Here is a 17551-nt window from a genome sequence, read left to right as displayed (position 1 = left end):
AAAGTCGTGGATACCCGGCTTCGCCGGGCATGACGGCGGGGGCCTTGTCACCCCTGCTTGAACCGCGCCGCGAGCGCTTCGGTAGTGCGCGCGAGCAGGGTCATGTCGGAGCCGACCGCGGTGAAGATCGTGCCGGCGGCCATATAGCGGCGCGCGAGCGTCTCGTCGCCCGTCAGGATCCCGCAGGCCCGGCCCGTCGCGGTGATGCGCGGGATGATCTTCTCGATCGCCTCGACGACGTCTGCGTGGCCCTGGCGGCCGAGATAGCCGAGGCTGGTCGACAGGTCGCCCGGCCCGACGAACAGCGCGTCGACGCCCTCGACGGCCGCGATCTCCTCGATGTTGTCGAGCGCGGTCTGGCTCTCGATCTGCACGATCACGCAGATCTCGGCCTCGCAGTTCGCGTGGTAATTCGGAACGCGCCCGAATCGGGCGGCGCGCGGCGCCTGGCTGAAGCCGCGCACGCCCTTCGGCGCGTAGCGGGTCGCGGCGACGACCTTCGCCGCCTGCTCGGCGGTCTCGACGTTCGGGATCATCAGCGACTGCGCGCCGGCGTCCAGAATGCGCTTGATGGCGATCGGATCGTCGCTCGGCATGCGGATCACCGCCTGCGTGGCGGTCTCCATCATGGACTGGAGCTGGACATAGACGTCGCCGAGGTCGTTCGGCGAGTGCTCCATGTCGAGCAAGATCCAGTCGAAGCCCGAGCCCGCGATGACCTCTGTCGAGATGTTGCTCGCGAGGCTCGACCACAGGCCGATCTGCTGGCGGCCCGACGAGATCGCGGCCTTGAAGGTGTTTTTGGGCATGTCCATGGCGGTTGCTCGCCTCTGTGTCTGAAGGGTTCTGGCGACTGTCGGTCAACGGCGCGCGCGGCGACGAACTGCGTGCTTCGAGATGCGGCCTTCCGGCCGCTCCTCAGCATGAGGGAGGGGGAGGAAAGCCGACCCCTGACGGTCCTCATGCTGAGGAGGCCCGAAGGGCCGTCTCGAAGCACGCACTGTCCGATCCGCCGCCATCACCGCACCATCGCGGGGCGCTTGTTGTCGAAGGTCCAGCCGGGGATGAGGAACTGCATGGCGGCCGCGTCGTCGCGGGCGCCGAGGCCGTGGCGCTTGTAGAGCTCGTGCGCCTTCTCGACCTCCAGCCAGTCGATCTCGATCCCGAGGCCCGGCCGCTCGGGGAGCGCGACGAGCCCGCCCTTGATCTGCAGCGGCTCCTTGGTGAGCCGCTCGCCGTCCTGCCAGATCCAGTGGGTGTCGATCGCCGTCACCTTGCCGGGCGCGGCGGCGGCCGCATGAGTGAACATGGCGAGCGAGACGTCGAAGTGGTTGTTGGAGTGCGAGCCCCAGGTGAGGTCGTGGTCGCGGGTGAGCTGCGCGACACGAACCGCCCCTGCGAGCGTCCAGAAGTGCGGATCGGCGAGCGGGATGTCGACCGAGCCGAGCTGGATCGCGTGGCGCATCTGCCGCCAGTCGGTCGCCACCATGTTGGTGGCGGTGGGAAGGCCCGTGGCGCGGCGGAACTCCGCCATGATCTCTCGCCCCGAAAAGCCCTGTTCGGCGCCGCACGGATCTTCGGCGTAGGCGAGCACATGGCCCTGGCCCTTGCAGAGCCGGATCGCCTCTTCGAGCGACCAGGCGCCGTTGGGGTCGAGCGTCACGCGGGCGTCCGGAAAGCGCTTCTTGATCGCGGTCACGGCCGCGATCTCCTCCTCGCCCGGCAGGGCCCCGCCCTTCAGCTTGAAGTCGTTGAAGCCGTATCGCTCATGCGCGGCCTCGGCGAGGCGCGTGACGGTCTCGGGACTGAGCGCCTCCTCGTCGCGCAGGCGCAGCCAGCCGTCCTTGGCGGTCGGCGCGCGATAGGGCAGGTCCGTCCTCGTCCGCGGGCCGACATAGAACAGGTAGCCGAGCATCTCGACGGCAGGACGCTGCACGCCTTCGCCGAGCAGCGCCGCGACCGGGACGCCGAGATGCTGGCCGAGCAGGTCGAGGAAGGCGCTCTCGACCGCGGTCACCGCATGAATGGTGATGCGGAGATCGAAGGTCTGGAGCCCGCGGCCGCCGGAGTCGCGGTCGGCGAAGGCGGCGCGCATGTCGGTGAGCGCCGCGTTCCAGGCGCCGATCGGGCGGCCGACGATGAGCTCGCGGGCGTCCTCCAGCGTCTGGCGGATCTTTTCCCCGCCCGGCACCTCGCCGAGGCCGGTATGGCCGGCGCTGTCGGTGAGGACCACGAGGTTGCGGGTGAAGAACGGGCCATGGGCGCCGCTCAGGTTCATCAGCATCGAGTCATGGCCGGCGACGGGCACGACCTTGAGGTCGGTGACGACCGGCGTCGAGGCGCGGGCGGAAGCCTGGCTCTCGACGTCTTCGGCGAGGGTGGTCACGGGAGGGCTCCGGGCAAAGAGATCTTGTGGGTCTCGCGCCGTTCGCGAAGGAGGCGCTCTTCTCCCCTCCCCCTTGCGGGGAGGGGTCAGGGGGGTGGGGGTGGTTCCGGAAGGGCGAGGAGAGAGCCGCTGCTCTGCGCGCGGCGCCTGAGTCCAGTCCTGAACCACCCCCACCCTTACCCTCCCCGCAAGGGGGAGGGAGCGGACACGTCGCGGCTTGCCGCGAAGGGCAGGGGTCACGGCGACGGGATGTTCCCCTTGGCCACGACCTCCTTCCAGCGGGCGATCTCGCCGGCCTGGAAGGCCCGGAACTCCTCTGGCGTGTTGGCCACGATCTCGAAGCCGGTCTTGGCGAAGGCCTCCTTCACGGACGGCTCCTTCAGCGCCTTGACCATCTCGGTCGCGAGCTTTGTCCGAACGTCCTCGGGCATGCCCTTCGGCCCGCCGAGCGCCTGCCAGGAATAGACCTCGGCGCCCTGAAGGCCGAGTTCCGCGAGCGTCGGCACTTCGGGCAGCAGCGGGTCACGCTTCTCCGAGGTGATGGCGAGCGCCCGCACCTTGCCCAGATGGACCTGCGGATAGATGTTGCCGAGATTCGCGAAAGAAGCGTCGGCGTGGCCGCCGATGAGGTCGGCGATGGCCGGTCCGCCGCCCTTGTAGGGAATGTGGTTCGCCTTGGTGTCGGTCTTCTGCCACCAGAGTTCTGCGGTCAGATGATCCGACGAGCCGCTGCCGGAGCTCGCGAACGTCACTTCGCCCGGATGGGCCTTCAGATACTCGACGAACTCCTTGTAGTCCTTGGCCGGAAAGTCCTTGCGCACGACCAGCACGTTCGGCGTGCGCACTGCGATCGTCAGGTGGTCGAAATCCTTGGCGGGGTCGTAAGGCAGGTTCTTGAACAGCGCCGCGTTGATCGACCAGACCGACAGCGCCGCGCAAAGCAGCGTGTAGCCGTCCGGCGCGGCGCTCGCGGCGAGACGCGCGCCGGTGTTGCCGGTCGCGCCCGGCTTGTTCTCGATGATGATGTTCTTGCCGAGCTGCTTCTCGAGTTGCTGGCTGACGACGCGCGCCGCAGTGTCCGAGGCGCCGCCGGGCGGGAACGGCACGATCATCGTGATGTTGCGGGTCGGGTAGTCAGTCGCCAGCGCGGGCGGCGGCGCGACGAGGGCGAGCGCGCAGGCCGCGACCGCCAAAACCTTGAGCATGCGCATCTGAGACACTCCTCCCGGGGCGCGTTTCCTCGTCGGCCTAGCGGTCTTGTCGCCGCATCGTCCCGACGTCCCGGAGGCTAGTCGCAGCCTCTATTCCGGTCTAAGCTAGAAAATGCATCGATCGATGCTCGTTAGGTATCGATGTTCGAATTCGCCCATCTTCGCTGTTTCGTCGCCGTCGCCGAGGAGCTGCATTTCGGCCGCGCGGCGCGCCGGCTGAACATGACGCAGCCCCCGCTCAGCCGGCAGATTCAGCTGCTCGAGCATCTGTTGGAGGCCAAGCTCTTCGAGCGGTCTCACCGCCGCGTCGCGCTCACGCCCTCGGGGCGCACCTTCCTTCCGGAGGCGCGGCGACTGCTGCAACTCGCCGAAGGCGCGGCGATGTCGATCCGGCGCGTGTCGGGCGGCGACGTCGGCGCGGTGACGATCGGCTTCACGGCGGCCTCGGGCTACGGCTTCCTGCCGGACGTGTTTCAGCGGCTGAGGGCGCGGCTTCCCGGCGTCGACGTCGCGCTGCGCGAGGCGGTGACTTCCGCCCAGCTCGACGCGCTGGCCAACGGGCGCATCGACATCGGCCTCGTGCGCCCGCCGGTGCGCCATGCGGGCCTCGAATTCCGCATCGTGCTGCGTGAGCCGATGATCGTCGCGCTGCCGCCGGACCACCGCTTGGCGGACCGCGACCGGATCGACCTCGTCGAGCTCGGCGGCGACCCGCTGATCAGCTACTCGCCGTTCGAGGCGCGCTATTTCCATGACCTGACGCTGCGGCTGTTCTCGGCGGCGGGCGCGCAGCCGACCATCGCCCAGCATGTCAGCCAGATCCATTCGGTGCTGGCGCTGGTTCGGATCGGGCTCGGGGTGGCGCTCGTCCCGGAGGCGGCGCGCCAGCTGCACTTTGAAGGCGTCGCCTATCGCGAACTCGCCCGGGCCGGCGAAACCGCGGACCTCGGCGCCGTCTGGCGCAGCGACAACGAGAACCCGGCGGCCGCGCGCGCGCTCGAGATCATCTTGGGCGAGGGGTGAGGGGAACGGCTTGGCGCATCCGTCGTCCCGGCCGAAGAGCCGGGACGGCGGCTCTTCGACCGGCATGACGCCCTCCAGCGCATGAGGCGGCGTCAGGGACGTCGGCTCATGCCCGCTTGCCGACTTCGTGGCTGTCCACCACCCATGCGCGCGCCTGCTCGCTGATGGTCGCGCCGAGGCCCGGACGGTCCGGCACCACCATGCGGCCGTCGCGGATCTCGAGGCTTTCCTCGAACAGCGGCTCCAGCCAGTCGAAGTGCTCCACCCACGGCTCGCGCGGATAGCAGGCGCAGAGATGGAGGTGGATCTCCATGGCGAAATGCGGGGCCATCATCAGCCCGGCGTGGTCCGCCATGTTCATGATCTTCAGGAACTGCGTGATCCCGCCGACGCGGCCGGCGTCCGGCTGGATGAAGTCGACGCTGTCGTTGCGGATGAGCTCGTAATGCTCGGCGACGCTCGTCAGCATCTCGCCGGTCGCGATCGGGGTGGCGAGGTCGGCGGCCAGCATCGCGTGGCCCTTGGCGTCATAGGCGTCGAGCGGCTCCTCGATCCAGAACAGGTCGAAGTCCTCGAGCGCCCGGCCGACCCGCATCGCGGTCGGGCGGTCCCACTGCTGGTTGGCGTCGACCGCGAGCGGAAACCCGCCGTCGAGCAGCTTGCGCACCGCCTTCACGCGCTCGAAATCCTTCGACCAATCCGGCTGGCCGACCTTGATCTTGATGCCGCCGATGCCCTTTTCGCGCGACGCCGCGCAGTTCTCGAGCACCTCGGGAAGCGGGGTCGAAAGGAAGCCGCCCGAGGTGTTGTAGCAGCGCACCGAATCCCGGTGGGAGCCGATGAGCTTCGACAGCGGCAGGCCGGCGCGCTTGGCCTTCAGATCCCAGAGGCAGATGTCGATCGCGGCGATGGCTTGCGTCGCCAGCCCCGAACGGCCGACCGAGGCCCCGGCCCAGACCAGCTTGGTCCAGATCTTTTCGATGTCGTTCGGATCCTCGCCGATCAGGCGGTCGGCGATCTCGCGGGCGTGGGCGAACATGCCGGGTCCGCCGGCGCGCTTGGAGTAGGAGAAGCCCATTCCGCGATGCCCGTCCCGGGTCTCGATCTCGCAGAACAGGATCGCGACTTCGGTCAGCGGCTTCTGGCGCCCGGTCAGCACCTTGGCGTCGGAGATCGGGGTCTTGAGCGGAAGGAAGCAGAGCGAAAGCTTGGCGAAGGCGATGCGGTCGCCGCCGGGCGCGGCGGCGTGGGTCGCGACGGCGGAGCTGTCGGCGGCGGTCATCGGGCGTTTCTCCTCACGGGCCGGCGCTCCCAAGGCGCAGGCTTCTCGCGGGGGTAGAGATACGCCCGGACATTCGTGCGCGTCCAAGGCTATGTTTTCATAATTTTGATGCGCTCAGGGCATCAATTGTTCGCGCACGCGTCAGCCCACCAGCGCCGAGCCATCGCACCGCACGCCGCGCACCGAGACGTCCGCCTGGCCGAGGCCGACGCCGAGCGTCGACAGCAGCGTGTTGAGCACCGGGTCAAGCAGCGCGCCGATCGGCGAAACGGCCGCGGCGAGCGTGTCGGTGACGAATTTCGGCGTCCCGAGCGTGAAGCCGAGGAGATTGACCGTGATGGACAGATTCTTGGTGAGGCTGGTCAGGGCCGATTGCAGAATGGAGGTGTTCGTGACCGTCTTCATCGTGCCGGCGGCCATGTCGCTCGCGGTGAAGGTCACGTTTGACGCCTGCGTCGTCTCCACGCCGACATAGGACAGCGCGGAGGCGGACAGCAGCAGCGGCACGTCGACAAGCGTCGCCGGACCGATGTCGGCCGCCTGGGTCATGTCGTTCCAGCGGCTCAGGTTCTTCGGCTGACCGATCCAGATCCGGCCGATCGAGGGCGTCACCGAAAGCGTCGCGGTGGCGTCGGTCTTCGGATTGCGGCCGCATTGCGAGGCGGACAGCGTCGCCTGCGAGGCCGCCACGTCGACGGCGACCGGCAGATTGATCGACGCCAGGCCGAGCACCCCGCCGATTTTGGCGTTGAGGCGCAGGCGGGTCTGCGCCGTACGAACCGTCGCGCCCTCCGTGTTCAGTCCGAACCACGGCGACGACTGGGGGCGCTCGCCGATGTTCAGCGAGGCCGTCAGAGCCAGCAGGCCCGGGATCTGCGCGCCGATGTCGAAGTCGATCTGGTTGGCGCCGCCGTTGGCGACGCCGAGCGCGGTCATCACCGTCTGCAGCACGGAAGCGGAGGCGCTGAGGCCGATGGGACTGCCAAGCTGAAGCTTGGCGAGCGGACCGAAGTCGATCATCGTCGCCAGCGAGATCTTCTTCACGTTCGCGCCCTGCGCGAGCGTCTGCAGCAGGTACTTCAAGGTCGGGGTGCCGAGCACGTCTCCGATCGCGTTGAGGAGATCGCCGACCCCCACCTGCGCGTTGAGGACGTCGTCATAGGTCACGGCGGTCAGATGGGCGCGGGTCGCCACCGCCTGGAGCAGCTTCGGCAGTTCGATCTTCGCGTCGGCCAGTGAATTGTAGTCCATGACCGAAAGCGACACTGAGGCGCCGAGCAGCTTGGACAGGAGCGCGTTGGCGACGCCGCCCTGAAGCGAGGCGAGACGAGAGCCGATGGTGAACGACGCGAGCCGCGTGTTGACCGCGGTCGCGACCGTCGTGAGCTTCTGGGACGAGCCGAAGATCGCGCGCCCGAACACGACCGGGTTGTCTGTCGTCATCTTGAGCTGGACGGCGTTGGTGGGCTTGCCGCCCGCCACGAACCGGCGCGTCGGGTCGCCGCCGCCGGTCGCGACGTAGCTGCCGAGGGTCACCACGAGGCCGCTCGGGAGCGCGACGCCGTTGTCGGAGAGCGCCTTGCGAGCCGAGGCCTCCGCGAGCACGAGATTGCGGGCCGCCGAGAGCGCCGCGAGATCGAGCGCTCCCTGGTTCTCGCGCCGCTCGAGATGGAGGCGCGCGAGGTCGATCGTGATCGCGAGCGAGGCGATCAAGCAGCCGCCGAAGGCGACGGTCAGGATCGACACCGAACCCCGCTCGTGACGCCGGAAGCGCGAGAGCAGATCGAGCGCCCGCCGGATCACCTCAGTAACCCCCTCGCAGGATGACGGACGAGCGCACGACCGTCTTGGACGGCAGCGGGATGAGGCCGGAGAACGACCAGATCGCGAGCTTGCTCGCGTCGTAGGAGACCACGACCTCGAACAGGTCGGGAGACGCCGACGACGTCTTGGCGTCGATCTTCAGGCGCGTCGGGTCGATGAGCGCGTAGGTCCGACCATCTGGTCGGCGTGCTGCTTGGCGAGGTCGGCGCGCTCGGTGTCCGACAGACCCGCCACGGTGGCGCGGGCGGTGTCGGCCGCGATCTGCTGAATGCTGTTGGCGACGCTGAAATAGGTGCCGTAGCAAAGCACGCCGACGAGAAACAACAGCAATACCGGGGCGATGAGCGCAAACTCGATCGCGGCGGAAGCGTTTTCGTCGGTCCCTCGGCGCAGCGTTTGACGCGCGCGTGCCAAGAAGGTGCTTGCCATGACGATCATTTCCACGGTCGACTGAAAGTAAATCGAACGTATTTGAGTAAAACTACTTATCGCGAGCGCGTTATGCAGATGCAATTCGAAGCGCTTCGACTGAGCTAGCGCCACACGCCCTGATGGCAAAACGTTTTGGACCCCGGTAGTTAACGGTTCCTATTTATCGTAATGGTTTGTGCAAAATCCGGCCCAAAACACAGGGAGTTAGCCGATCCGCAGGCGGCTTTTGGACCTTTTCCGCCTTGACAGGCGATTTGGGCTAGATGCTCTACGCGCGGCGCCCGAAAATCTCATGCTTGGCGAAACATGCGCGAGCACTTGCGAAGCGGTCGCATCAAGCGAGACGTAAGGGCAAATACTTATAACGGTTGTGCAACTCAGATCGTACAATTTGGCATAGATGTTGGTGGGTTGTGTGCGATCGATCGATCGAAAACTTCGGGTTGTCTTGGAGTTGTGAGCTGTTTGGTGCGCGTCGAAGTAACGTCTCGTTAAAAGATCGCTCGCAATACGATGGTGCGATGCTCCCGCACGACCCGGATTTTGACGCGCTGCACACTTCAGTGGCAATTTGCAGCGCGGTATGCGTTGAGCGCAAATCCGGTATGCAAAAATGTTTTGATCTGAATCAGGCGCGGCGTTCCTCGTCGTGGCCGACGAGCTCAGCTTCGGGCGCGCCGCGCGGCGGCTCAACCTCACCCAGCCGCGCTCAGCCGCCAGATCCAGGCGCTCGAGCGCGAACTCGACGTCCAGCTTTTCGCCCGCACGAACCCGAAGCGTGGTGCTCACGCCCGCCGGCTCGCCTTCCTGTCGGAGACTCAAGCGCTGCTGCGGCAGGCGGAGGCGGCGGCCGCCGCCGCCCGCACGGCGGGGCGCGCAGGCGGATCGCTTGTGGTCGGTTTCATCGGCGCGACGTCCTACGGCTACCTGCCGCGCCTCGTCGCGCGTCCGGCGGCGGCTTCCCGAGGTCGCCGTCACCTGGCGCGAGCTCGACTCCGCCGACCAGCTCGTCGAGCTCGATTTCGGGCGGCTCGATCTTGGCCTCGTGCGGCCGATCGCGGCGGTCCAGAAGGCGTCGTCGCGCGTTGCGTGATGCGTGAGCCGCTCGCGCTCGCGGTCCCGGCCGACCATCCGGTCGCGGCGCGCCGACGCCCGCCGCTGGCCGTTCTGGACGGCGCGCCGTTCATCGCCTATGCGCCCGAGGCCCGCCATCTGCATGATCTCGTCGAGGGCGCGCTCGCGGCGGCCGGCGTCGCGCCCGTCCGCGTCCAGCAGCTGACGCACGCGCAGGCGATCCTGTCGCTGGTCGCGGCGGGTCTCGGCCTCGCCATCGTGCCGAGCGAGGCGCGCAACGCCTGTTTCGACAATGTGGTGTTCCGCCGCTCGACCTCGGCGACGTCCGCGCGGAGCTGCACGCGGTGACGCGCCCCGACAACCGCAACCCGGCGCTCGCGCCGTTCATGGCGCTTTTGGACGACGGCTGATCTGGGGAAGGACGGGCCGACCTTGCAGGCCGGCCCGTCGATGGGGTCAGCGGCAGGTGTTGGCCGCCTTTTGGAACGTCGCCTCGTTGGTGACGGTCTCATAGTCCGTCGTCGCCTTGGTGTAGCTGTAGATGACGAGGTCGGCGCCGGACATCGTGGCCGCAATCAGCGATCCCGTGGTGAAATAGTAGGAATGGAGTGAGCTGCCGCTGCCGCCTGCGATGCCGAAGGAACGACGGTCAGACGCAATGTTCTTGGCCGCCAGCGGCGATTATGTAGCTTGCAAACTCGCTAACCACATGAACGAGAGATGACTTTCTTATTTTCTAAATTCAGATTGAGGCCTGTAGGGTCCGCCCTGCTTCGGGAGGCCCCCGCCGGGAAAAGGCGCTGGACGTGTTTCCGCCCCTCCTCGTCCAGACAAACGAAGCATGGTCCGATCGCTGGGGAGCGGTCGGACCCTCAACTCTATCGAATACGAGGCCACATGACCTTTATCGTGAGCCATGGGCCGCTTAGCGACGAGCATCAGATCAGCTGCGAGACCGCCGCTGAGGCGCTTCAGATCGTTGAGCGCCTGAGATCTGAGGGATCATCCTTTATCGTCGTCACCCAGGTCGAGACTGGGGATGTCGCCGTCGAGGTTCTTCAGGTGTTGGCGCGGCACGAAATGAAAGCCGCAGCAGACGCCTAGCAACCTACGCGACTTGCGTCAGAGGCGTGGATCATTTCGCCTTGGCGGGCTTCTTCGGCTCAGCCGGAGCAGGCGGAGCCTTCGCCAGCTTACGCACCCTCTCCGCAAACCGCTCTGGATCGTCGTCCGTGCCGAGCTCGCGGGCGGCGTCGCGGAACTTGTCGAGTTGGGTATGCTGGTCGTCTGCAACCTTCCGATTCGCCACAGTGCTAACTTCCATTGTCAGAGCGTAAACTCATCATCTACTGCGATGAATCGGCTGAAAAGGGCCGCTTCTTCTCGCATTTTTACGGCGGCGCATTGCTGGATCAGAGCAATGTACAGCGCATAGAAAACTCTTTGAATGACGTAAAAACACAAAACAATTTAAATGCAGAATTGAAATGGACGAAAATATCAAAAGCATATAAAGGAAAATATATTGCTTTTTTAGAGCGTTATTTTGACCATATTGCTAGTGGAGACATCAAAGTAAGAATTATGTTCACTCAAAACTCTAACGAAGCGGCTGGTCTTGAGGACCATCAAATTGGAAATCAGTATTGGCTTCTATATTATCAGCTTGTGAAGCATGCTTTTGGGCTAATGTACTGTGGCTGTCCGCCGATCTGGACGCGAGTTTCTCTATATCTCGATGACATACCAGACACCGACGAAAAATTCTCTTCTTTCAAGCAATACGTCTCCAGCCTCAATATGTTTCCGAAGTTTGCAAACCAACGCGTCTATATTCCAGATACTGAGATCGTTAATGTAAATTCAAAATCCCATGTAATACTTCAGGGCCTAGATATCATTCTCGGCGCCATGCAGTTTCGGCTAAATGACAAACATAAAGAGATCCCAGAGGGCCTAAAACGACGCGCCAAAAGAACCGTCGCAAAAGAAGAGGTTTATAAATATATTAATTCACGCATCCGAGATCTTTATCCGAACTTCAATGTAGGAACTAGCACTGCCGTAGGAGACGATGTGGCGAACCGTTGGCGGCACCCCTACCGTCACTGGCTTTTGGTGCCTTCGGAAAAGCGCTTGATTGTCGGGTTCTTCAGCTTAGAACGGTGCCTCATTGATCGAACGAGGCCCCTGATAGATCAGTTCGCTTGCCCTTGATGCCGATCGCAGCCTTCGCCGTCCGCTGCTGGTCGTTCACGCCCAGCGCGGTGCGCGCGTTGTACCGGAACTCAAACTCCGCGAGGTAGCGGTGCAGGTGCTTCTCAGCGCAGTGCTGATAGACGCCCTTCATGCCGCGCTTGAAGATTGAGAAAGAGCCTTCGACGGTGTTCGTCGTGATGTCGCCGCGGGCGTATTCCTTGCGGCTGTGGTTCACGACGCCGTGGCTCGCGAAGTCCTTGTCGAGGCCAAGGTACCAACGGCCTTCGTCGGTCATGATGCGAGCTTCGCGATCGACGTTGGCGCGGATGATCGCCTGCAACTCGTTCTTGGTCGTGCCCTCGACGTGGAACATGCGGGTGGCGCCGCCGCGCTCCACGAGAGCGAACACCGTGTTCTTGTAGCTGGTGACGCCGTGCCCCTTGCGGTCGGGCTCACCTCCCAGACGGCCGATGAACGTCTCGTCGATCTCGACAATGCCAGAGCCGCCAGCGCCGCCCATCGGAGCCAACTCGCCAGAGCGCATGGCCTCGCGGATGCGGTGAGCGAGGAACCACGCGGTCTTGTACTGAATCTCAAGGATGCGGTGCAGCTGGTGGGCGCTTATGCCCTTCTTGGACGAGCACATGAGGTGCACGGCCTGCAGCATCTTATGCAGCGGCATGCGGGCGTGCTCGAACACGGTGCCGACCTTGACCGTGAACTGCTTCTTGCAGTCGCCGCAGCGGTGGAGGCCCATGCGGACGCGGGCGGCCACGTTCGGCTTGATCTTGGAGATGCGATCCATGCCGCCGCAGTGCGGGCAAACCGGAGCGCCGTTCCAAAGCGTCTTCTCAAGCCAGTCGAAGGCGGCGGCTTCGTCGTGGAACTGGGGCTGAGAAAGGACGGACATCACTAGAGCTCCTTGGCCCGAGTGTTATCTCACGTCCGATCCGTGTTTGCAAGATACATAATCGCCCCGCCGGCCGGCTTTTGAGGTCGCCTCGGACGTTTCTGGTGGTCCAGCCGGCTGAGAACCCATCGGTTTTTGAAGAGATCGTCCATTGGGTGCTGCCGCCGTCGAGGACGGAGCCGCCCGACACGCAGAAGTCGACATTGCCTCAGCGATAGAGGCCGGCCGCGAAGCCGCCGCTCTGGAGGTTCGGCGAGTCCGAGACCTTGATGTCGACGCCCTTCGCCGAGAGCCCGCCGGCCGCCGTCGTGCGGAAGCGGATGTCGACATCCTTATAGACGATGTCGCCATTCGCCTTGCGGACGGGAACGCGCGTCAGGCGCAGCGTTTCGCCCGCCGTGCCGACGGTCGCGGCCTCGAGATAGACGGTCGGATCGTCGGCGAGCGCGGGGGCGACCTGCGCGCCGGCGGCGGTGACTGCGAGCGCCGCGGCGGCGGCGAACTGGACTGAACTGCGCATCGGGATCCTGTTTGAAGGCATGGCGTGGCGATCGCCGGCCGGTCGTCCGGCGGCGTGGAAGGGGGCTTGGGGAGTTCGAGCGCGACCGGCGTCGCGGCGAGCGCGGCGCAAGCGGGCGATAGGCGGCAGGCTGTCGTCGTCGGCCCCGTCGGTCGGCGCGTCGCGCGGCCTCGCCGCGCAGCGCTCCGTCCGTCTGAGCAGTCCCGGACGGTCCCTATATACCGGTCAACCCGTGATTTAATTTTTTGCGGAAAAGATTCAATTCTAGGGAGAATCTGCGGCTTTCCGGCCGTTCTCCTGCGGCGGTCCTACAAAGCGTCGTCGCCTACAGAATTGTGATGTCGTTGTGATGCGGGGAGCGCCGAACCGCCCCTATATTTCGACTCGCATGATCAGACACGACTGACTCTCGATTGCAGATCGCCCGCGCCGAAAAGACGGCGCGCGTTCGTCATGCGTCACCGACAGCACGAAACTCTTTTCCCGCCCTTCTCGCGGCGGAACGGAAACTTGCGCCGTCGTCGCTCAAACCGGAGATCGAAAGACATGGAAACCCAGGACCGCCAGGCCATCGAGGGGCTGTTCAGCCGTCTCGACGAGGTGGATCGGCGCAGTCCGCCGAAGGACGCCGAGGCCGAGGCCCTGATCAGGGAGCGGGTCACGGCGAGCCCGAACGCCCCCTATCTCATGGCCCAGACCATCGTGATGCAGGACTACGCGCTCACCCAGGCGCAGCAGCGCATCGAAGATCTCGAGCGCGAGGCGGCCGAACGGCCCGCCGGCGGCGGCGGCTTCCTGTCGAGCCTGTTCGGCGGCGGCTCCCAGCCGGCCCGTCCGCAGGCCGCGCCCGCAAGGCCGATGGGCGCTCCGATGGGTGCGCCGACAGGCGCTGCGATGGGGGCTCCGATGGGCGCTCCCGGAGGGGCGCCGATGGGCGCGCCGGGCGGATCGCCCTGGCAGGGCGCGGCGGGACAGGCGGCCGCAAGCCAGCAGCCGTCGCGCGGCGGCGGGTTCCTCGCCGGCGCGGCCCAGACCGCGATGGGCGTCGCGGGCGGCGTTCTGATCGGCAACGCCATCGGCTCCATGTTCGGCGGCGGCGACGACGCCAAGGCGGCGGAAGCGCCGGCCGCGGCTCCTGAGCAGACTGCGGCCGCCGAGCAGCCGGCGCAGACCGCCGAGGCCCAGCCGGCGTCGGACGAGGGCGGCGGGTTCTTCGACTCCTTCTTCGGCGGCGACGACGACGAGACCGCATAACGACATTGTCATCGCGCCCGGCGCCCGCGCCGGGCGCCCACGAAAGGCCGCCGTGCTAGGTGTCGGTTTCGCTGACGGCGAAATGACAGGATCCGATGCCCGCGACTGACCCTTCCAGTATCGCGGCCTCCGCGCTGAGCCATGACGGCAAGCCGCGGGGGCCGAAGCTCTCCGAGATCCTCTTCGCCATCGCCAACGACACGAGCCGCGAGCGCGTCTCGGTCGCCGACCTCCTCGCGGTGATGCAGGACCGCGCGGTCGGCGCGCTGATGTTCGTGTTCGCGCTGCCGAACGTTCTGCCGACGCCGCCCGGCACCTCCACGGTGCTCGGCGCGCCCTTGATCTTCCTCACCGCGCAACTCGCGCTGGGCTTAAAGCCCTGGCTTCCCGCCGTGATCGCCGACCGCTCGATGGCGCGCTCGGACTTCGCCGCGGTGGTGAACAAGGCAGCGCCCTGGCTCGCCAAGGCTGAAAGCTTGCTGCGCCCGCGGCTCGGGCGGCTCGTCGCGCCGCCTGCCGAATACGCCGTCGGCCTGGTCTGCTTCCTGCTCGCCGTGATCCTGTTTTTGCCGATCCCGCTCGGCAACATGCTGCCGGCGCTCGCCATCTGCCTGTTCTCGCTCGGCGTCGTCGAGAAGGACGGCGTCTGGATCCTGGCGGGGCTCGCGACCACGATCGTCTCGCTCGTCGTGATCTGGGGCGTGCTCTACGCCATCATCACCGCCGCGCTCTACTTCATCGCCAACGTCTTCGTCTGACCCTCGACCTGAAAGGAAGGCGCAGGGCGTGAAGACGCTCGCGCCGACGCGACATGCTGTTCGAATGGATCGCCGATCCCGCCGCCTGGGCGGGCCTCGCCACGCTGATCGTGCTCGAGGTGGTGCTCGGCATCGACAACCTCGTCTTCATCGCGATCTTGGCCGACAAGCTGCCCGAGCACCAGCGCGACAAGGCCCGCCTGCTCGGCCTCTCGCTCGCGCTGATCATGCGGCTCATCCTGCTCGCCTCGATCTCCTGGATCGTGACGCTGACCGAGACGCTGTTCACCGTCTTCGGCACGGACATCTCGTGGCGCGACATCATCCTGATCGTCGGCGGCCTGTTCCTTCTGTTCAAGGGCACCATGGAGCTGCATGAGCGGCTCGAGGGTTCGGACCACACGCACAAGAAGGGCGCGGCCGACGCGGTGTTCTGGCAGGTGATCCTGCAGATCATCGTGCTCGACGCGGTGTTCTCGCTCGACAGCGTGATCACCGCGGTCGGCATGGTGCAGCAACTCTCGATCATGGTGATCGCCGTCATCGTCGCGATGGCGGTGATGATGCTGGCCTCCAAGCCCTTGATGGCCTTCGTCGGCCGCCACCCGACGGTGGTGATCCTGTGCCTCGGCCTGCTGCTGATGATCGGATTTAGCCTCGTGGTCGAGGGCCTCGGCTTCCACATCCCGAAGGGCTACCTCTACGCCGCGATCGGCTTCTCGATCCTGATCGAGGCCTTCAACCAGATCGGGCGGCGAAACGTGCGCAAGCGCGTCACCACCGCGGATCTGCGCGACCGCACCGCCGACGCGGTGCTGCGCCTGCTGCGCGGCGGGCGCGGCGAGCCGACGGCCGACGACCAGGCCGAGGTCGCGGCGCTGGCGGAAGCCGGCGGCGGCGCGGTGTTCTCGCCCGCCGAGAGCTCGATGATCGAGCGCGTGCTGACGCTCGGCGACCGCTCCGTGCGCTCGATCATGACGCCGCGCCGGGAGGTCGTCTGGCTCAATGTCGAGGACGACCTGTCGGCCTCCCTCCATGCGGCGCGCAGCAGCGGCCGGTCGCGCTTTCCGGCCTGCCGGGGGGAAATCGAGCACGTGGTCGGCGTCGTGCACGCCAAGGACCTCATCGGCGTCGAGGTGGGCCGCGTCGCCTCGGTCGCGCGCGAGCCGCTCTACGTGATCGAGACCATGCCGATCCTGAAGCTCCTGGAACGCTTCCGGAGCTCGACCGTCCACATGGCGATCGTCGTCGACGAGCACGGCGTGCTGCAGGGCGTCGTGACGCCGACCGACGTGCTGACCGCGATCGCGGGCGAGCTTCCCGAGCGCGCGGCCGACTCCGAGCCGGACGCGGTCCGCGACGAGGCCGGCGTCTGGCTGCTCGACGGCCGGATGAGCGTCGACGACGCCGAGCGGACGCTCGGGATCGAGGGCATGCGGGAGGCCGGCGACCATGAGACCGTCGCGGGCTTCGCGCTCAGCGTCCTCGGCCACATTCCGGATGACGGCGAGCAGTTCGAGTGGAACGGCCGCCGTTTCACGGTGCGAGGCGTGCGCGAGCGGCGCATCGAGCGCCTCGAGCTCGGCCCGGCCGATTGATCGCGCGAGGTCGCCTTGGCGGACGTCCCGCCGGGCGAAGCGTCATCGGGGCGCGTTCGACAACTGCGCGGCCCGCGCCGAAGCAAACAGCGCGCGCCAATGAATGGCGCGCAAGCAAATGGCCGGTTGTCGCTCTGTTTACGCCTCTTGGAAAAATCGCGCTCTCGCGTTGATAGCTTTGCTGCCACCTTATACTCGGAACGAGTGAATCGCGCCGTTCCCCGAGCGAGAGATCGACGATGCCCATGTCTCCCTTCGACCGAAGCCGCAGTGCCAGTCTGCATGCAGGAGTTGTTCATCCGCGTGCAGCTTCTCGAGCGCGTGGTCGCCAATCTGCCTGGAGCGTCCGGGGTGGACCTGTCTGCGATTCGAGTCGAACTGAAGAAGATGGGCGCCGTTCTGGCCGACGTCACGAAGGACAGCCATGAGCGCCTCGTCTCGAAGGTCGTGGGCGACATGACCGGACTTCTGCGCGAGGACGAGACCAACGACCGCGACGACGACGACTATTTTTCGTAAGCGACGTCGCGGCGCTTCGGCTGCCGCCTGTTCGTTTCGCCGTCGATCGTTGCGCCGTCCGTGAAGGCTGCGACCGAAGCCCGGTCATCACGTGAAGGCTTATGGCCTCTCCCGGGAGGGAAGGACGCGGTCGGCTGAAATTTTTGATGTGAGGCTGGTGCTGTGAGAGAGGATTGAACTCTCGACCTCTCCCTTACCAAGGGAGTGCTCTACCACTGAGCTACCACAGCGAAGCAGGCGGGGCGGGCAAGCGCGGCCCCGAAAGCGCGCGGAAACTGCCACAAGCCCCCGGGCGGCGCAAGCCAAGCGACATGCGGAATTTCGGACCCGCGTCCTGACGTCCACAGCTTGCGCCGAAAGGCCCCCGTTTCGTTCTGATTTCAGGCGTTCGCGCAGGGCTTCCGCCCCCGAGCGCTGCGTCTCGGGCGCCCATCGCACCTCTCGTTTCGTCTTTTCGCTCCTCGATGCTCCAGCACGGCGTTCGCGCGTCGCGGAAAATGTTGCGCGCGTCGGTCACGCCGCTATTATGCGAACGAACGTTCGCTCGCTTTCTTTGGCGGG

Annotated in this window: 17 protein-coding genes and 1 tRNA gene; 9 read left to right on the top strand and 9 right to left on the bottom strand. The window is 66.0% G+C overall.

Annotated features, from left to right (window positions below; translation table 11 throughout):
• Positions 1 to 47 precede the first annotated feature (47 nt).
• The 3 genes from K6K41_RS10115 to K6K41_RS10105 form a co-directional block, all read right to left on the bottom strand.
• Positions 48 to 815, bottom strand: a complete 768-nt coding sequence (locus K6K41_RS10115; RefSeq protein WP_261404923.1) for an HpcH/HpaI aldolase family protein — start codon at positions 813 to 815, stop codon at positions 48 to 50.
• A gap of 203 nt (positions 816 to 1018) precedes the next feature.
• Positions 1019 to 2308: an enolase C-terminal domain-like protein gene (locus K6K41_RS10110; protein ID WP_261405697.1), complete on the bottom strand. Its 1290-nt coding sequence runs from the start codon at positions 2306 to 2308 to the stop codon at positions 1019 to 1021.
• A 314-nt stretch (positions 2309 to 2622) separates the two neighbouring features.
• The gene (locus tag K6K41_RS10105; RefSeq protein ID WP_261404922.1) at positions 2623 to 3597 is read right to left on the bottom strand and encodes a Bug family tripartite tricarboxylate transporter substrate binding protein; all 975 of its coding nucleotides are present in this window, start codon (positions 3595 to 3597) and stop codon (positions 2623 to 2625) included.
• A 141-nt stretch (positions 3598 to 3738) separates the two neighbouring features.
• On the opposite strand from K6K41_RS10105, the gene K6K41_RS10100 reads away from it, so the two are divergent.
• Positions 3739 to 4620 (top strand): LysR family transcriptional regulator, encoded by an 882-nt coding sequence (locus tag K6K41_RS10100; RefSeq protein ID WP_261404921.1) that lies wholly within the window; start codon positions 3739 to 3741, stop codon positions 4618 to 4620.
• Positions 4621 to 4726: 106 nt separating this feature from the next.
• On the opposite strand, the gene K6K41_RS10095 is transcribed toward K6K41_RS10100, so the two are convergent.
• The 3 genes from K6K41_RS10095 to K6K41_RS10085 all read right to left on the bottom strand — a co-directional run bounded on the left by K6K41_RS10095 (position 4727) and on the right by K6K41_RS10085 (position 8239).
• Complete coding sequence (locus K6K41_RS10095; RefSeq protein WP_261404920.1) at positions 4727 to 5902, bottom strand: L-talarate/galactarate dehydratase; 1176 nt, start codon at positions 5900 to 5902, stop codon at positions 4727 to 4729.
• A 141-nt stretch (positions 5903 to 6043) separates the two neighbouring features.
• On the bottom strand, positions 6044 to 7705 hold the full coding sequence (locus K6K41_RS10090) for a pilus assembly protein TadG-related protein (protein ID WP_261404919.1): 1662 nt from the start codon (positions 7703 to 7705) through the stop codon (positions 6044 to 6046).
• A gap of 159 nt (positions 7706 to 7864) precedes the next feature.
• The gene (locus tag K6K41_RS10085) at positions 7865 to 8239 is read right to left on the bottom strand and encodes a TadE/TadG family type IV pilus assembly protein (protein ID WP_261404918.1); all 375 of its coding nucleotides are present in this window, start codon (positions 8237 to 8239) and stop codon (positions 7865 to 7867) included.
• 808 nt (positions 8240 to 9047) lie between these two features.
• Between K6K41_RS10085 and K6K41_RS10080 the strand changes: the two genes are divergently transcribed.
• The 4 genes from K6K41_RS10080 (at position 9048) to K6K41_RS10065 (ending at position 11449) form a co-directional block, all read left to right on the top strand.
• Positions 9048 to 9251: a type 2 periplasmic-binding domain-containing protein gene (locus K6K41_RS10080; RefSeq protein ID WP_261404917.1), complete on the top strand. Its 204-nt coding sequence runs from the start codon at positions 9048 to 9050 to the stop codon at positions 9249 to 9251.
• Positions 9251 to 9580, top strand: a complete 330-nt coding sequence (locus tag K6K41_RS10075; RefSeq protein WP_261404916.1) for a LysR substrate-binding domain-containing protein — start codon at positions 9251 to 9253, stop codon at positions 9578 to 9580. The genes K6K41_RS10080 and K6K41_RS10075 overlap by 1 nt, the downstream gene beginning before the upstream one ends.
• A 549-nt stretch (positions 9581 to 10129) precedes the next feature.
• Positions 10130 to 10336 carry a hypothetical protein gene (locus K6K41_RS10070; RefSeq protein WP_261404915.1) on the top strand — a complete coding sequence of 69 codons (207 nt, stop codon included), beginning with the start codon at positions 10130 to 10132 and terminating at the stop codon, positions 10334 to 10336.
• A 219-nt stretch (positions 10337 to 10555) separates the two neighbouring features.
• Entirely contained in the window at positions 10556 to 11449 is an 894-nt protein-coding gene (locus K6K41_RS10065; protein WP_261404914.1) for a DUF3800 domain-containing protein, read from the top strand.
• On the opposite strand, the gene K6K41_RS10060 is transcribed toward K6K41_RS10065, so the two are convergent.
• Positions 11403 to 12341 carry an IS1595 family transposase gene (locus K6K41_RS10060; protein ID WP_261404913.1) on the bottom strand — a complete coding sequence of 313 codons (939 nt, stop codon included), beginning with the start codon at positions 12339 to 12341 and terminating at the stop codon, positions 11403 to 11405. The genes K6K41_RS10065 and K6K41_RS10060 overlap by 47 nt on opposite strands.
• 208 nt (positions 12342 to 12549) lie before the next feature.
• Complete coding sequence (locus K6K41_RS10055) at positions 12550 to 12882, bottom strand: hypothetical protein (RefSeq protein ID WP_261404912.1); 333 nt, start codon at positions 12880 to 12882, stop codon at positions 12550 to 12552.
• A gap of 525 nt (positions 12883 to 13407) precedes the next feature.
• On the opposite strand from K6K41_RS10055, the gene K6K41_RS10050 reads away from it, so the two are divergent.
• The 4 genes from K6K41_RS10050 (at position 13408) to K6K41_RS10035 (ending at position 16990) form a co-directional block, all read left to right on the top strand.
• Complete coding sequence (locus K6K41_RS10050; RefSeq protein WP_261404911.1) at positions 13408 to 14115, top strand: DUF2076 domain-containing protein; 708 nt, start codon at positions 13408 to 13410, stop codon at positions 14113 to 14115.
• 95 nt (positions 14116 to 14210) lie between these two features.
• The gene (locus tag K6K41_RS10045; RefSeq protein ID WP_261404910.1) at positions 14211 to 14873 is read left to right on the top strand and encodes an exopolysaccharide biosynthesis protein; all 663 of its coding nucleotides are present in this window, start codon (positions 14211 to 14213) and stop codon (positions 14871 to 14873) included.
• Positions 14874 to 14926: 53 nt separating this feature from the next.
• Complete coding sequence (locus tag K6K41_RS10040) at positions 14927 to 16471, top strand: TerC family protein (protein ID WP_261404909.1); 1545 nt, start codon at positions 14927 to 14929, stop codon at positions 16469 to 16471.
• Between the two features lie 282 nt (positions 16472 to 16753).
• Entirely contained in the window at positions 16754 to 16990 is a 237-nt protein-coding gene (locus K6K41_RS10035; RefSeq protein ID WP_261404908.1) for a hypothetical protein, read from the top strand.
• 155 nt (positions 16991 to 17145) lie between these two features.
• On the opposite strand, the gene K6K41_RS10030 is transcribed toward K6K41_RS10035, so the two are convergent.
• A tRNA-Thr gene (locus K6K41_RS10030) sits at positions 17146 to 17220 on the bottom strand.
• Between the last annotated feature and the right edge of the window lie 331 nt (positions 17221 to 17551).

Origin of the sequence: Chenggangzhangella methanolivorans (assembly GCF_019797865.1) — a bacterium.
GTDB classification, from domain to species: Bacteria; Pseudomonadota; Alphaproteobacteria; order Rhizobiales; family Methylopilaceae; genus Methylopila; species Methylopila methanolivorans.
The sequence above is the reverse complement of the archived record's forward strand: the minus strand, read 5'-3'. Positions and strand labels throughout refer to the sequence as shown.

Coding starts and splice junctions, on each gene's coding strand:
- K6K41_RS10115 (WP_261404923.1), bottom strand. CDS start 815: ATGGACATGCCCAAAAACACCTTCAAGGCCGCGATCTCGTCGGGCCGC.
- K6K41_RS10105 (WP_261404922.1), bottom strand. CDS start 3,597: ATGCGCATGCTCAAGGTTTTGGCGGTCGCGGCCTGCGCGCTCGCCCTC.
- K6K41_RS10100 (WP_261404921.1), top strand. CDS start 3,739: ATGTTCGAATTCGCCCATCTTCGCTGTTTCGTCGCCGTCGCCGAGGAG.
- K6K41_RS10095 (WP_261404920.1), bottom strand. CDS start 5,902: ATGACCGCCGCCGACAGCTCCGCCGTCGCGACCCACGCCGCCGCGCCC.
- K6K41_RS10075 (WP_261404916.1), top strand. CDS start 9,251: ATGCGTGAGCCGCTCGCGCTCGCGGTCCCGGCCGACCATCCGGTCGCG.
- K6K41_RS10070 (WP_261404915.1), top strand. CDS start 10,130: ATGACCTTTATCGTGAGCCATGGGCCGCTTAGCGACGAGCATCAGATC.
- K6K41_RS10060 (WP_261404913.1), bottom strand. CDS start 12,341: ATGTCCGTCCTTTCTCAGCCCCAGTTCCACGACGAAGCCGCCGCCTTC.
- K6K41_RS10055 (WP_261404912.1), bottom strand. CDS start 12,882: ATGCCTTCAAACAGGATCCCGATGCGCAGTTCAGTCCAGTTCGCCGCC.
- K6K41_RS10050 (WP_261404911.1), top strand. CDS start 13,408: ATGGAAACCCAGGACCGCCAGGCCATCGAGGGGCTGTTCAGCCGTCTC.
- K6K41_RS10045 (WP_261404910.1), top strand. CDS start 14,211: ATGCCCGCGACTGACCCTTCCAGTATCGCGGCCTCCGCGCTGAGCCAT.
- K6K41_RS10040 (WP_261404909.1), top strand. CDS start 14,927: ATGCTGTTCGAATGGATCGCCGATCCCGCCGCCTGGGCGGGCCTCGCC.
- K6K41_RS10035 (WP_261404908.1), top strand. CDS start 16,754: ATGCAGGAGTTGTTCATCCGCGTGCAGCTTCTCGAGCGCGTGGTCGCC.